Origin of the sequence: Brevundimonas sp. UBA4553, assembly GCF_002387245.1 — a bacterium.
Taxonomy (GTDB): Bacteria; Pseudomonadota; Alphaproteobacteria; order Caulobacterales; family Caulobacteraceae; genus Brevundimonas.
Genome location: NZ_DGLD01000002.1, coordinates 423,638 through 437,665 on the forward strand (window position 1 = coordinate 423,638; position 14,028 = coordinate 437,665).

Annotated in this window: 16 protein-coding genes and 3 tRNA genes; 17 read left to right on the top strand and 2 right to left on the bottom strand. The window is 66.2% G+C overall.

The window, feature by feature from the left end:
• Positions 1–20: 20 nt before the first annotated feature.
• The 3 genes from msrB to B4A39_RS03455 all read left to right on the top strand — a co-directional run bounded on the left by msrB (position 21) and on the right by B4A39_RS03455 (position 1,940).
• Positions 21–512, top strand: a complete 492-nt coding sequence (gene msrB, locus B4A39_RS03445; protein ID WP_292033242.1) for a peptide-methionine (R)-S-oxide reductase MsrB — start codon at positions 21–23, stop codon at positions 510–512.
• A gap of 49 nt (positions 513–561) precedes the next feature.
• Positions 562–1,164 (top strand): hypothetical protein, encoded by a 603-nt coding sequence (locus B4A39_RS03450; protein ID WP_292033243.1) that lies wholly within the window; start codon positions 562–564, stop codon positions 1,162–1,164.
• Between the two features lie 119 nt (positions 1,165–1,283).
• Positions 1,284–1,940: a DedA family protein gene (locus tag B4A39_RS03455; RefSeq protein WP_292033245.1), complete on the top strand. Its 657-nt coding sequence runs from the start codon at positions 1,284–1,286 to the stop codon at positions 1,938–1,940.
• A 73-nt stretch (positions 1,941–2,013) separates the two neighbouring features.
• Here the strand turns inward: B4A39_RS03455 and B4A39_RS03460 are convergent, their stop codons facing one another.
• Positions 2,014–5,310, bottom strand: coding sequence for an amidohydrolase family protein (locus B4A39_RS03460; RefSeq protein ID WP_312217378.1), 3,297 nt, complete (start codon positions 5,308–5,310; stop codon positions 2,014–2,016).
• Positions 5,311–5,496: 186 nt separating this feature from the next.
• Positions 5,497–5,571: transfer RNA gene (locus B4A39_RS03465), tRNA-Thr, on the bottom strand.
• Positions 5,572–5,633: 62 nt separating this feature from the next.
• Between B4A39_RS03465 and B4A39_RS03470 the strand changes: the two genes are divergently transcribed.
• The 14 genes from B4A39_RS03470 to B4A39_RS03535 all read left to right on the top strand — a co-directional run bounded on the left by B4A39_RS03470 (position 5,634) and on the right by B4A39_RS03535 (position 14,018).
• Complete coding sequence (locus B4A39_RS03470; RefSeq protein ID WP_292033248.1) at positions 5,634–5,840, top strand: hypothetical protein; 207 nt, start codon at positions 5,634–5,636, stop codon at positions 5,838–5,840.
• A 102-nt stretch (positions 5,841–5,942) separates the two neighbouring features.
• The gene (gene murA, locus B4A39_RS03475; RefSeq protein WP_292033250.1) at positions 5,943–7,232 is read left to right on the top strand and encodes a UDP-N-acetylglucosamine 1-carboxyvinyltransferase; all 1,290 of its coding nucleotides are present in this window, start codon (positions 5,943–5,945) and stop codon (positions 7,230–7,232) included.
• A complete protein-coding gene (locus tag B4A39_RS03480) occupies positions 7,222–7,719 on the top strand; it encodes a DUF2948 family protein (RefSeq protein ID WP_292033252.1) in 498 nt (165 codons plus the stop codon). The genes murA and B4A39_RS03480 overlap by 11 nt, the downstream gene beginning before the upstream one ends.
• Complete coding sequence (locus B4A39_RS03485; RefSeq protein WP_292033254.1) at positions 7,716–8,183, top strand: UPF0262 family protein; 468 nt, start codon at positions 7,716–7,718, stop codon at positions 8,181–8,183. The genes B4A39_RS03480 and B4A39_RS03485 overlap by 4 nt, the downstream gene beginning before the upstream one ends.
• A 101-nt stretch (positions 8,184–8,284) precedes the next feature.
• Positions 8,285–8,503, top strand: coding sequence for a translation initiation factor IF-1 (infA, locus tag B4A39_RS03490; RefSeq protein ID WP_003164348.1), 219 nt, complete (start codon positions 8,285–8,287; stop codon positions 8,501–8,503).
• An 8-nt stretch (positions 8,504–8,511) separates the two neighbouring features.
• Complete coding sequence (locus B4A39_RS03495) at positions 8,512–9,111, top strand: Maf family protein (RefSeq protein WP_292033256.1); 600 nt, start codon at positions 8,512–8,514, stop codon at positions 9,109–9,111.
• 1 nt (position 9,112) lies between these two features.
• Positions 9,113–10,150, top strand: coding sequence for a ribonuclease E/G (locus B4A39_RS03500; protein WP_292033258.1), 1,038 nt, complete (start codon positions 9,113–9,115; stop codon positions 10,148–10,150).
• Positions 10,147–10,305 (top strand): DNA gyrase inhibitor YacG, encoded by a 159-nt coding sequence (locus B4A39_RS03505; protein ID WP_292033338.1) that lies wholly within the window; start codon positions 10,147–10,149, stop codon positions 10,303–10,305. The genes B4A39_RS03500 and B4A39_RS03505 overlap by 4 nt, the downstream gene beginning before the upstream one ends.
• 72 nt (positions 10,306–10,377) lie before the next feature.
• Positions 10,378–10,453, top strand: a tRNA-Phe gene (locus B4A39_RS03510).
• A gap of 441 nt (positions 10,454–10,894) precedes the next feature.
• Complete coding sequence (locus B4A39_RS03515) at positions 10,895–11,809, top strand: MotA/TolQ/ExbB proton channel family protein (protein ID WP_292033260.1); 915 nt, start codon at positions 10,895–10,897, stop codon at positions 11,807–11,809.
• A 5-nt stretch (positions 11,810–11,814) separates the two neighbouring features.
• The gene (locus B4A39_RS03520) at positions 11,815–12,243 is read left to right on the top strand and encodes an ExbD/TolR family protein (protein ID WP_292033261.1); all 429 of its coding nucleotides are present in this window, start codon (positions 11,815–11,817) and stop codon (positions 12,241–12,243) included.
• 18 nt (positions 12,244–12,261) lie between these two features.
• Positions 12,262–12,975, top strand: a complete 714-nt coding sequence (locus B4A39_RS03525; protein WP_292033263.1) for an energy transducer TonB — start codon at positions 12,262–12,264, stop codon at positions 12,973–12,975.
• Between the two features lie 137 nt (positions 12,976–13,112).
• Positions 13,113–13,859 carry a M48 family metallopeptidase gene (locus B4A39_RS03530; protein ID WP_292033264.1) on the top strand — a complete coding sequence of 249 codons (747 nt, stop codon included), beginning with the start codon at positions 13,113–13,115 and terminating at the stop codon, positions 13,857–13,859.
• An 82-nt stretch (positions 13,860–13,941) separates the two neighbouring features.
• A tRNA-His gene (locus B4A39_RS03535) sits at positions 13,942–14,018 on the top strand.
• The last annotated feature ends 10 nt before the right edge of the window (positions 14,019–14,028 follow it).

Here is a 14,028-nt window from a genome sequence, read left to right on the forward strand (position 1 = left end):
GCCCTTCCTATTTTGAGCGCATGACCCAGACCGAATCCCCCACGCCGCTGCGTTCGCCTTCGGGCTTTGATCTGACGCCGCCGAGCGAAAGCCAGCGCGTGGCGCTGGAGGCCGACCTGTCGCCCGAGGAAAAGCGGGTCCTTCTGGCCCACGGCACCGAGGCGCCCTTCTGCGGCACCTTGCTGGGTGAGAAGCGTGCGGGGGTCTTCTGTTGCCGGGAATGCGGTCTGCCGCTCTTCCGGTCGGCGACCAAGTTCGAGAGTGGCACCGGCTGGCCCAGTTTCAGCGTCCCGGTGGACGAGGCTCACGTCCGCGCCGTGCGTGACGACAGCTACGGCATGGTCCGCGTCGAGACGCGTTGCGCCCGCTGCGACAGCCATCAGGGCCACGTCTTTCCCGACGGTCCACCGCCGTCCGGGCTCCGCTACTGCATCAACTCGGTAGCACTCAGCTTCGTGCCGGAAGGCGACGCCCTTCCGGATCCGTTAGGGCGTGGCGACGGTCATGCCTGACCTTGGCCGCATTTGCCGTTAGGGTGGTGACGAACGGGAGTAAGGGCGCATGATGATCGAACTGGTCGCGGCCGCGACGATGCTGGCCACCACGGACCCGGAGGGCGTGGTCGCCACCGCGCCTCGCGGCGATCAGGCCGTGCTCACGGCCTCGGCCGCGAACTTGGCCGAATCCACCACGGATGCGTCCCCCAGCACGACGGTGCAGAGCGCCTCGCCACATGGCCTGTCTACCGACGAGCAGATCGCCCGCTGGATCGGCGAGCGCACCGCCGAGACGTCCGGCAAGGCCCCGGCCGACCCCTGGCTGGAAGCTGAACCGCGAAAGATGCACGGGGAGTTCAGCGTCGGCATGGGCACCGGCGGCTATCAGGACTATTCGGCGGCCGTGTCCATGCCCCTGGGAGAGAATGGCACGCTGAACCTCAGCGTCAGTCAGACCAAGAACAGCCCCTGGGGTTATGGCTACGGCTACGGCGGTTATCGTGACTATCCCTATGGTGGCTATGCGCGCCCGTTTGGCGTGATCGAGCCGCCGAGCTTTGAGGGGACCTATCTCCGCGGGCGGCCCTATGCGCCGCTGCGAGCTCGCCCTGATGCGACCACCAGCACGACGACGTCGGTCGGCTTTTCCATGAAGAGCGGGAGCTAGGCGAGCCCTCGACCTGCGGCGTTCGGGCCACGGCTTGGCGTGTTTCAGCAGGGGCGTCCCATCGCCGCATTCCCTTTGGGCCGCGATCTCCCATATGCGTCGGGAGATAGAGGACCAGTATGGATAGTTTGCTTAGTTCGGTCGCGGAATTCATCGCCAGGCACCATGTCTGGGCTGGGGTCATTCTGGGGCTGGTCACCTTCTTCGAGTCGCTGGTGGTCATCGGCGCCTTCGTGCCCGCGACCGGCCTGCTGGTCGCTGCGGGCGGCCTGGTCGCAGCGGGGGTTCTGGATCCGGTCAGCGTCATCGCCGGCTGCGTCATCGGCGCGGTCATGGGCGACGCCATCTCCTACTGGATCGGTCGGCGACTGGGCACCGGCGTGCTGCGCCAGCCCATGCTGTTGCCCCACCGTCGCAAGATCGCCTGGACGCGGCTCTATTGCCGTCGCTACGGCGTGGCCTCCATCTTTATCGGCCGCTTCTTCGGGCCGCTGAGGGCTTTCGTGCCGGTCATGGTCGGCGTGTTGCGGATGCGCCAGCGCGTGTTCCAGCTGGCCAATGTGACCTCGGCCTTCGTCTGGGTCCTGGCCATGCTGGCGCCGGGCTATCTGGCGGCCAAGGGGCTGGCCAAGCTTGAGTTCATGAGCGAGGCCCATGGCCCCACCCTGATGTTGATCGCCTTCGCCGCTCTGGTGGTGGTTGCGGTGATTGGGATGCGCTGGCTGAAGGGAAGGGCGGCCAGGCGGTCGGCTCTGCTGGCGGCCGCGGTCGACTAGTCCCTAGCTTGCATCGTCCATAAAAAGGCCCGACCGGGTGGTCGGGCCTTCTTCGTTTCAGGACTGCGGCCCGTCAGTCGTGTCCGTGAGCATGACCGTGCGCGTCCGCCTCGGCCGAGGCTGCGCCGGCGCTCCAGGCCTGACCGTCGGCGGTCTGGTGCCAGAAGGGTTGACGCGGGGCCTGACCGACTTCGTTCATCTGGTTGTCGAAGATGCGGCCGTTGATCATCGTGTAGCCGATCTTGACCGTGTTTCGCAGGTTTTCCAGGGGGTTGGCGTCCAGAACCACCAGGTCGGCCAGCTTGCCGGTTTCCAGCGAGCCGATGTCCTTGTCCATGCCCAGGGCCGCAGCCCCGTTCAGCGTGCCGACGCGCAGGGCTTGGTGCGGGGTCATGCCGCCCTGTTCGAACATCCACAATTCCCAGTGGGCGGCGAGGCCCTCGCGCTGGCCGTGGGCGCCGATCTGCACCGACACGCCCTCGTCCGACAGACGCTTGGCCTCGCGGGCGATGGAGATGTGGTTCAGTTCGTCGGGCTGCACATGGACCGGGCGACGGGCGCGGCTGTCCAGGATGCGTCGCGGGACGTACTTCGTCAGGATCGGATCATTCCAGACGTCCGTGGCCTGATACCAGTAGTTCTCGCCCCAGTTGCCGCCATAGGCCACGACGAGGGTGGGGGTGTAGGCCACCTTGGTCTGACGCCACAGCTGATGCACGTCGGCGTACAGCCGCGCCAGCGGGATCGAATGCTCGATCGTGGTGTGGCCGTCCACCACCATGCTCATGTTGTGCTGATAGAGCGACCCGCCCTCGGGCACGACCATCATGCCCAGTTCGCGCGCGGCCTCAAGAATCTGCTGACGCTGGTCGCGGCGGGGCTGGTTGTAGCTCTTGACGCTCCAGGCGCCGACGGCCTGCATCCGGCGCAGGTTGGACAGGGCGTCGTCCAGATCATTGACCTGGGCGGTGAAGGGCGTTGCCGCGCCGTACAGGATGGTGCCGGTCGAGAAGATGCGCGGGCCGACCACGCGCCCGGCCTTGGCCAGTTCGCTGTGGGCGAAAATCTCGCTCGAATCATTGGACGGGTCATGGATGGTGGTCACGCCGAAGGCCAGTGCGGCGTAGTTGATCCAGGACTGCTGCGGGATGATCTCGTCCGAGCCCATGCTGCCGTGCCAGTGGGCGTCCACCAGGCCGGGGATGATGGTCTTGCCGGCCATGTCCATGACGCGGGCGTCGGCGGGGACGGTCACGGAGCCACGCGGGCCGATGGCTTCGATGCGGTTGCCGTTTATGACGACCACGCCGTCCTCGATGACCTCGTCGCCCTTCATAGTGATCAGACGAGCGCCGCTCAGGACCACGCGGCCGGTGGGCTTGGCGTAGTCAGCGCTGAAGCCGATCTTGATCCCATGCTCCGCCGGCTTGGGCAGTTCGGTCGGCGCGCCCTCCGCAAAGGCGAAGCTTTCGCTTAAGGGGCGCGAGAACAGCTCCGGACCCATGGACCATTGCAGGCGGCTGGAATCGCCCGACCAGTGCAGCCATTCGCCGGCGTCGCGGGTGACGCGGGTCTGGGGCAGGGCCTTGGTGTCGGCGCCGACCGTGACGGCGCGACCGGTGGCGACGAAGGGCGTGACATAGGCGTTGAAGCGCTCGGTCCAGGCCACCCAGTGTTCATCGGGCGAGACCGAGAACTCGGCCGCCCATTCGCTGCTCAGGTGCTTGCGTTCGTCGTCGCCCGACAGGTTGACCGATTTCAGCACGCGCTTGTCGCCGTCGCGCGCCGTCAGGAAGATGCGATCGTTGCGGGCGCCGAACTGCGGGTTGGAGCCGTTCTCGGTGATCAGGGTCGGCTCGCCGCCGCGCACCGAGGTGCGATAGACGCCTGGCTCTCGGCTCCAGAGGGCCGTGCGCAGGTAGCCGTCGCTGGAGGTGCGATAGACGATGGTCTGGCCGTCCGGCGAGAACTGGGGCTCCAGATAGTGCCCGGGATGAGCGCTGATGACGCGGCCCTCGCCGCCGTTGGCGGGTATCACCCGCAGCGTGCCCAGATCCTGATCGTTCCAAGTCGTATAGACGATGGAGCGGCCGTCGCGCGACCAGGACGGGTAGAGTTCGAAATGATCGCTCTGTCGCGTCAGACGACGCGGGGCGCCGGCGACGCCGTTGCGCAGGTCGCGAATCCACAGATTGCCGAGGGCCTCGAACACGACCTTGGAGCCGTCGGGCGAAGTTTGCGCCCAGCGGACCATTTTCACGTCGAACTGGTCAGGCGCGACCTCGACGGGGAAGCGCACAGCCTCCTGCACACGGCGGGTGTCGGCGACGTGGAACGGGATCTCGCTGACGGCTTTCGACGCCACGTCGATGCGGTGGATCTTGCCGCCGGCCCAGAAGACGATGGCGCTATTGTCGGGGGTCCAGCTCATCGTCGGATAGACGCCGTGGATGGCCCAGGTTTCCTGAAGGTCGCGGTCTAGGGCGTCGTAGACCGGGGTCTCACGACCCGATTCGAGGTCCATGACGTAGAGGACGGATTTGTATCGGTCGCGCCGGATGAAGGCCAGGGACTTGCCGTCGGGCGAGGGGGTGGGGCGAATCGAGCCGCCCGGGCCGGTGACGAAGGGCGTGACCTCGCCCGTCTCGCGATCCAGACGACGGATCACATAAATCTGGGTGTTCGGGTCCTTGGAATAGTCGAACACGCCGCCCGAGGTCGCGTCATCGCTGAAGTAGAGATAGCGGCCGTCGGGCGAGAAGGCGGGCTCGCCCGTGTCCTTCTGCTGGGTGCGACGCTCGGTCAGCTGCACCCCGCCGCCGCCGCTGCGGTGATACATCCACATCTCGCCCGCGCCGAGCGAGCGCGATGAGGTGAAATGCTTGCGGCCCACGACGAACTGGCCGTCCGGCGACCAGTCGGGCTGGGTTAGCAAGCGGAAGGTCTCGTTCGACACCTGTTTGGCGTTGGAGCCGTCGCGGTCCATGACCCACAGGTTGTCGCCGCCGCCTCGGTCCGAGGTGAAGGCGATTGAGCGGCCGTCCGGCGAGAACTTGGGCTGCATGTCCCAGGCCACGCCCGAGGCGATGGCGCGGGCCTCGCCTCCGCTGATCGGCATGACATAGATGTCGCCCAGCAGGTCGAAGACGATCTCGCGGCCGTCAGGGCTGACGTCCAGCGACATCCAGGTGCCTTCGGTGACGTCGATGGTCGCATCATGCGACGCGCCCGGCGGGTTCTGGACGTCCCATTTGGGTTTGGCGGGCGTGGTCGCGGCGGTCGCCGTCGAATCGCTGGCCGGCGCGTTCTGGGACGTGCTCTGGGCGAACGCCGGGAAGGCCACGGCCAGGGCCGCGACGGTGGTCAACAAGCTGCGCTTCATGGAAAGCCCCCAATACCCCTACTTCCGAGGTCGGAAGGTCTAGCGGGCGCGGAGCGGTCTTGACCAGAGATCAGACGCCAGGCGAACGCAATTCGTCCGCGTCAGGACAGCGCATGAGATTGTCGGGGAGAGTGGCCCGGACCCTTGCAAATCTTTGATCTGCAAGGGTCCGGATGGTGCCGCCGGGGGGAATCGAACCCACGACCTCAGCCTTACCAAGGATGCGCTCTACCACTGAGCTACGGCGGCGGTCACTGAGGAAGCGGCCGTATAGCCAACGGCTCCGGCCGGGCCAAGTGCAAAATGCATGCTTGATCAAAAACTTTGTACGGCGTCTGCTGCACGTCATGGATACACCGCCCAAAGACGCTGTTTCTCCCGCCCCGGCGCCGGAGCCCTCTCGCGAGCAGAAGGCCAAGGCGGAGCGGGCCGTGCGGCTGGCCGCCGCCCTGCGCACCAACCTGAAGCGTCGCAAGGCGCCGACCATTCCGTCGCGCCCGGCTACGGAACGCAACTGAAAGTCATCGTGCGGGCGCGCACACGGCTCTTTCGCGACAGCGTAAGGGCTTGCTAGATAAGCGGTTCGCCGGGGCGCAGTGTTTCCGGCCGCGAAAGATTCCATGGACAGCATCGTCATCCACGGCGGCAACCGCCTGAACGGCCAGATCGAAGTCAGCGGCGCCAAGAATTCGGCCATCAAGCTGATGGCGGCGTCAATCCTGACCGATCAGCCTCTGCTGCTGACCAATATGCCGCGTCTGGCCGACACCCGCTTCCTGGGTCAGCTGCTGCAGCAGTTCGGCGTGGCGGTGACGGAACGCGACGGTTCCGACGGGCAGGAGACGCTGTTCCACGCGCCGGAGCTGACTTCGACCTTCGCTCCCTATGACTTGGTGCGCCAGATGCGCGCCTCGTTCAACGTTCTGGGGCCGCTGCTGGCCCGCACCGGAAACGCCAAGGTTTCCTTGCCCGGCGGCTGCACCATCGGCGCACGCCCGGTTGACCTGCATCTGATGGCCCTGTCGGCCATGGGCGCGGCGATCGAGCTGGAGGAGGGTTACGTCTCGGCCACGGCACCCAAGGGGCTGCGCGGCGCCGAGATCGAGTTTCCCTTCGTTTCCGTGGGGGCGACGGAACACGCCCTGCTGGCGGCTGTGCTAGCCAATGGCGTGACGGTGCTTAAGCGCGCAGCGCGTGAACCCGAGATCGGCGATCTGGCCCGTTGCCTGATCGCCATGGGGGCGAAGATCGAGGGACTGGACACCGACGTCTTGACCATCACGGGCGTGTCCTCCCTGAACGGCGCCACCTGGTCCGTGATCCCCGACCGGATCGAGATGGGCAGCTACGCCCTGGCCGCCGCCATGGCCGGCGGCGAGGTGCGCCTGACCAAGGGACGTGCCGACCTGATCACGGCCCTGACCGACAAGATGATCGAGGCCGGGGTCGAGATCGAACCGACCGCTGACGGCGTCATCGTTCGCCGTGACCCTTCGCAGCGGCTGAAGGCCGTCAACGTCACCACCGAGATCTATCCCGGCTTCGCCACCGACCTGCAGGCCCAGTTCATGGCCCTGATGACGACCGCCGAGGGCGAGAGCATCATCCACGAGAACATCTTCGAGAACCGCTTCATGCACGCGCCCGAGCTGGCGCGTCTGGGCGCGGATATCTCGGTCCATGCGGGCGAAGCCCACGTGCGCGGCGTCGAGAAGCTGACCGGCGCGCCGGTCATGGCCACCGACCTGCGCGCCTCGATCAGCCTGGTGATGGCCGGTCTGGTCGCTGAGGGCGAAACCACGGTCGGCCGCGTGTATCATCTGGATCGCGGCTTCGAGCGGATGGAAGAAAAGCTTGGAGCCTGCGGCGCTGACGTGCGGCGCGTGAAAGGCGAGGCGGATGAGCACTGAGGTCGAGGCGGTCCCTGACAGTGATGCGGCGGCGGAAGCATTGTCGCCGATGGAGCCCCTGCGCCTGCTGGCGGAAGACGCCGTCGATCTGCAGATCATCTCGGCCGCGCTTCAGGACGCCATCATGCGTCCCGTCGACATTCGCTGGGAAAAGGAGGCGCGACGCCTGACCATCGTCCTGTCGCGCTTCTGCTGGGAATGCGGCGGCACGCGCGTCATGGCGGCGATGCAGTTCGGCGATGTCGAGGCGGTCAAGAGCCGCCGGCTGCCGCGCCTGCCCGAATCGGCGCTGGAGCTTCTGGCGCTTGATTTCGAACCGACCGAGGCGCCGGGCGGCCGGGTCATCCTGATGTTCGCCGGGGGCGGCGATCTGCGGATCGACGTGGAGTGCCTGGATGCGGTGCTGACCGATCTTTCGGATCGCTGGCCCGCGCGTGTGGCGCCGACCCATCTCGACGACGCCTCTGTTGACGAGGTCAAGCCGTGACCGGTCCGCACAAACTGTCGTCCATTGAGGTGGACGCCGCGAGCCTTCCGGCCGCCACGGCCGAGATCGAGCACCAGCGTCGCGTGGCCATTTTCGACCTGGTCGAACAGAACAGCTTCACGCCCGAGGGGGCTGAAGGCGGTCCCTACACCCTGCGGCTATCGTCGCAGGACAATCGCCTGGCCTTCGACATCGCGGGCCCAGACTTCGCCCGCACTCACGTTCTGTCGCTGTCGCCCATGAAGGCGGTGATCCGCGACTACGCCCTGATCTGCGAAAGCTATTACGAAGCGCTGCGCGGCTCCTCGCCCAGCCAGATCGAGTCTGTCGATATGGGGCGTCGCGGCCTGCACAACGAAGGGGCGGAACTGCTGAGGGGGCGTCTCGAAGGCAAGGTCGAGATCGACAAGGAAACCGCCCGGCGACTGTTCACGCTGGTTTGCGCCGTCTATCGACGCGGCTGAACTCGACTATTTCTGCGTTTTGGTGCATTAGGCGCCTCCTTCACGGCTCGCGTTCACGCCCGACGCGAGCCTTAAGCCGTTTTTCGGGCGAGAGAGACCGCATGGCCAAGGAAGAGCTTCTCGAGTTCCCCGGCGTTGTCAGCGAACTGCTGCCGAACGCCACCTTCCGCGTGACGCTGGAAAACGACCACGAGATCATCGCCCACACCGCCGGCAAGATGCGCAAGAACCGCATCCGCGTTCTGGCGGGCGACAAGGTGCTGGTTGAAATGACGCCCTATGATCTGACCAAGGGCCGCATCACCTATCGCTTCAAGTAAGGACGCGCGTGTCGCGTCCTGACCTTTCGGCTCCGAAGCTGGTTCTGGCCTCGTCGAGCCCGCGCCGCATCGAACTGCTGGCGCAGATCGGGGTGGTTCCCGATCATGTTGACCCCGCCGACATCGACGAGACGCCCCTGAAAGGCGAGACGCCGTCGCGTCTGGCCGAGCGTCTGGCGCGCGGCAAGGCCGAGGTCGTGGCGGCGCGATCGCCCGACGCCATCGTCCTGGCCGCCGACACGGTCGTCGCCCTGGGCCGCCGTCTGCTGGAAAAGCCGGCGGATGAAGCCGAGGCTCGACGCTTCCTCGAACTGCTGTCCGGCCGCAATCACCGCGTCTTCACCGGCGTCGTCGTGATCGCCAACGGCGAGACGACCTGCCGGGTCGTCGACACCCGCGTGTCCTTCAAGACCTTGTCGCCGGAAGAGATCGCCACCTACGTCGCCTCTGGCGAATGGCGCGGCAAGGCGGGCGGATACGGAATTCAGGGGGCGGCCGCCGCCTTCGTGCGCCGCATCGTCGGCAGCCATCCGGCGGTCATGGGCCTGCCTCTCTATGAGGCGGCCAATCTGCTTCGGGGCGCCGGCTGGCGGCCCAGGGGCGCCTGACATGGCCGATATCGAGGTCTTCCTCGATCAGGCGCCCGGCGAGACCCGCGGCGTCATCGCCCGCCGGGGACGTTTTCACCATCTGATCATCCACCGCGACAGCGACCGGCCGACCGATCGGCTGGGTGCACGCTGCGTCGGCCGCATCGCCCGGGTCGAACCGGGCCTGCGCGGCGCCTTCGTCGATCTGGGCGCAGGCGAGCCGTTCGGCTTCCTGCCGCTGGGTCAGAACGATCGGCCGGGGGAGGGGGTCAAGGTCGAGGTCGAGATCGTCGCCGAGCCTCGCGAACGCAAGGGGCCAGTGCTGCGCCGTTTGGGCGATGCGACCGGCGAACCGCGCCTGCTGGCGTCCGGGCCGGACGTCATGGCGATCCTGGCGCACTTGGCGCCCGGCGTGGCGCCCCAGACGGGCGTGGCCGCGATCCGCGCCGCTCTTGAGGCCGAGGAGGACGCCTTGTCCTCTTCCGTCGTCGATCCCGCCAGCGGACTGGATCTGATGATCCAGCGCACCCGGGCTCTGATCGCCGTCGATATCGACCATGCCCCGGCGCCGGGCCGTGATTCCCGCAAGGGGCGCGAAGCGGCGAATCGCGAAGGTCTGCTTCATGCCGCCCGTCTCCTGACCCTGCAGGGGTGGGGCGGACTGGTGGTGATCGACCTGATCGGCGCGGGTCTGCACGGGGACACTATAATGAAGGGCGTGCGAGCGGCCTTCGCCGCGGAACCGCAGGCCGCCTTCGGTCCCCTGAGCCGGTTCGGCGTGATCCAGGTGTCGCTGCCGTGGCGACGGACGCCGCTGGACGAGCGGTTGCTGGACGCTAAGGGGCGTCCCGGGCTGGAGGCGCGCGTGATGGACGCTGTGCGCCAACTGCGCCTGGCCCTCCTGTCCGATTCCGCCACACCGCGTTTCGTTGCGCGCTGCGCGCCCGAGGTCGCTGCTCTGGCCGCTCCGCTGGTCGAAGCCCTCGGGCCGAGGGCGGCCATACTCGCCGATCCGGCCATGGCCGCCGGCGCGGTCAGAATTGAAGAGGCTCGATAATGTCGCTCTGCCCCATCTGCCGTCGTCAGAAGCCCGATCCGGCCTACAAGCCCTTCTGCTCCAAGCGATGCGCCGACGTCGATCTGCAGCGCTGGTTCACCGGCGGCTACGCCATTCCGACCGACGATGTGGCCGAAGATGAAAAAGATCGCTGAATTGAGTGAATTGGCGTCTGGACAGCCTCTCCGGCCTCGCCTATAGACCCGCCTCTCGCGACGAGATCGCGCGCCTGGATAGCTCAGCTGGTAGAGCAGCGGATTGAAAATCCGCGTGTCGGTGGTTCGAACCCGCCTCCAGGCACCACTCCCCCTACAAGTTAATCCTCCCCGCACACGGGAAGCGCTGCCGCAAAATGGCCTAAATTTCGCCTTGGGAATTGCATTTCCGTAACATGGCGTGATGCGACGTTTTCGTGTCGCGTTCATAACAAGAAGAGCAAATTTTTTGCCGATGCCCGCGATTGCTGCACGTGCGAAGGGGAAAAGAAACTTTGCGCACTTGACGCTAAGATAGGCGTTCGCCAAAGGGGTCTTAACCGCATTCCTGCTTGCAGGTCGGGGCGACCGGGATATTGTGTCCTGGACCTTGGCGGCGACGCCCGTTTTCGAACGGCTGTTGCAGGAGGGCGGCTCCATACGTCGGGCTCGATCCCGACGATGGTGCAATTTCATTATAGGGACGGCCGACTGACGCGGTCCGTGTCTTGGGTTCCACGTGTCAGACCAAAGCAGGAACTGGCGAACAATGCTCGATAGCAAGAAGACGAATATCCTCCTCGCAATGGCCGGCGCCGCCGTCCTGATGGCGAGCTCGCCGGTTCTGGCGCAAGACGCCGCAACCCCCGCTGCTCCGGCAGCCGCCGCCTCGACCGCCGCTCCGGCCGCCGACGCTGCTGCTCCGGCTGCTGACGCCGCCGCCCCCGCCGCTGACCCGACCACGGTCAGTGAATCGGTTTCGGGCGGTCACGGCAGCGGCGGCATCACCCCGGTCTCCATGTTCATGGAAGCCACCGCCGTCGTTAAGATCGTCATGATCGGCCTGCTGCTGGCCTCGATCTTCTCGTGGACCCTGCTGCTCATCAAGCTGCTCGAGTTCGGCGCCCTGAACAAAGCCACCGACCGCTTCCTGGAAGCCTTCCGCGGCGCTCGCACGATCGCTGACATGCGTCGCGTTGCGACCTCGGAAGAGTTCGACGGCAACCCGCTGGCCGACATGGCCGCCGCGGCCACCGAAGAAATCGAACTGTCGCGTCAGGCTGGCCTGAGCGTCACCGGCGATCACCGCGACTCGGCTCTGCTGCGCGCCCAAACCGCCGTCGCCGCCGTGCAATCGGGTCTGCCGAAGCGCCTCTCGGGCGGCCAGCAGTTCCTGGCTTCGGTCGGTTCGACCGGTCCGTTCGTCGGTCTGTTCGGCACCGTTTACGGCATCATGAACTCCTTCATCGGCATCGCCGAGTCCAACACGACCAACCTGGCCGTCGTGGCTCCGGGTATCGCTGAAGCTCTGCTCGCCACCGGTATCGGCCTGTTCGCCGCTATCCCGGCCGTTATCTTCTACAACTACTTCAACACGCGCATCTCGAACTACGGCACGCGTTCGGACGGCTTCAACGCTGAACTGATCAACGCCATCTCGCGTCAGCTCGACAAGGGAGCGTAAGACGGATGGCCGCCAAACTTTCCGGTTCCGGCGGCGGCAAGTACACCGTCGAGGCTAATGCCGAGATCAATGTCACGCCTTTCGTTGACATCATGCTCGTCCTCCTCATCATCTTCATGGTGGCGGCTCCGCTCGCCACCGTGTCGGTGCCGGTGAAACTGCCTCGCGCCGTTGCGCCTCCTGGCAAGAACCCGCCGACGCCGGTCTTTATCTCCATCCAGAACGATGGCGATGTGTGGATTGGCGACCTGCGGTCTTCGCCTGGTTCGCTTGGTGAAGATCTGAAGGTTCAGATCGGACGCAGGAACCCCTCCGAAGAACGTATTTTCATTCGCGCAGACCAACAGACCCGGTACGGCGACTTCATGCAGGTCATGAACGCCCTCCAGGACAATGGTTTCTACAGCGTCGCCCTCGTCGGCGAAGAGAGTTAAGGGGGGCGGGCGAATAGCATGACAGCTGAACCTCACGTCCACCGAGATCCAATCCTGGATCCGCCGAAGAAGAAGAAGAAGCTTTCGACCGGGGCCATCGTGGGCATCGCCGTTTCGGTGATCGTTCACGGCCTGGCCGGCCTGTACTTGTATAACAACAAGTTCGTGCTGAAGGAGATGACCTACGAGGACGAGGCCGTCGACGTCGAGCTGATGGAGGTTCCGCCTCCGCCGCCGCCGCCGCCGCCGCCGCCGCCGCCTCCGCCGGACACTCCTCCGCCGCCGAAGCTTCAGGTGCGTGAACCGCAGATCAACACCCAGGCGCCTCCGCCTCCGGTGACTGTGGCCATCGAACCGACGAAGAAGGAAGACCGTCAGGAATACACGGGCCCGCCCGTGATCGTCCCCGGACCTCCGCCTCCGCCGGCTCCGCCCGCACCGCCGCGTCCTTCGGTCATCACCAACCCGAGCTGGTCTCGCCAGGTGGCTCCCGATTTCCCGGAACGCGCTCAATCGCGCGGCATCGAGTCGGGTTCGGCCAAGGTGAACTGCGCCGTTGCGCCTAACGGCAGTCTGTCGGACTGCCGCGTGGTGGACGAAGATCCGGCCGGCGCCGGCTTCGGCCAAGCGGTTCTTCGGGCGGCCCGTTCGGGTCGTCTGGCGCCGCGGACTGTTGACGGCGCCGCCGTCGGCGCCCGCGTCGAGTTCACGACCCGCTTCCGTCTGGACTAAGGATCTCTCACGAGATCAGGTTGAACGCCCTGGAGGAAACTCCAGGGCGTTTTTCTTTGTCCGGATGTCTGGGGTTGAGGGGTGGCGCTTCGCCTGAACCTTGAGCATGGTTGGGCTGAAGTAGAGGAGTATCCGTGATGAAGAAGACCCTGGTTGCTGCCGTCGCGGCCACGACGGCGCTCGCTTTGAGCGCCTGCGCCTACAACGAAACCCTTGGCCGCAGTCAGTTCCTCATCGTGGACGACAGCGCCCTGATCCAGCAATCGAACGCCGCCTGGGCCGAGACGCTGCGGACGCAGAAGGTGTCCTCGGACGCCGCCCAGAACGCGCGGGTTCGCCGGGTCGGAACGCGGATCGTGCAGGCGGCGGGCCTGGCCGACCGGACCTGGGACTACGCCGTGTTCGAGGACGCCAGCCCCAACGCCTTCGTCCTGCCCTCGGGTCAGATCGGGGTGACCACCGGCCTGTTGAAGCTGGTGCAGAACGATGATCAGTTGGCGGCGGTGCTGGGCCACGAGGTCGGCCACGTCGTCGCGCGACACGCGGCCGAGCGCTATTCCACCCAATCGACGACCGGTCTGGTGCTGGGCGCGGTCCAGAGCCGGGCAGGGGACTATTCCCAGGCGGTGGGGGCGGTCGGCGGCCTCGGCGCGCAGCTGGGGCTCCTGCTGCCGTTCTCGCGCAGTCACGAACTGGAGGCGGATCGGCTTGGCGTCGATTACGTCGCCGCCGCCGGCTACAAGCCGTCCGAATCCGTGGCGCTCTGGCGGCTGATGGCGCAGCAGCGACAGACGGGCGCGCCGGAATTCACCTCCACCCACCCCTCGGACCAGACGCGGATCACCGCCCTGCAGCAGTATATCGCCAGTCGTGGGTGGAACTGACGGGGGATAAGGCGAAAATCCTTCACAAGCGTATTGCCGACCGGGGCGAGGCCGGTTAGAGAACCGCCCTCGCGTTGATCGCGCCGCCTTAGCTCAGTTGGTTAGAGCGCCGGTTTGTGGAACCGGAGGTCCTCAGTTCAAGCCTGAGAGGCGGTACCATCACTCCAAC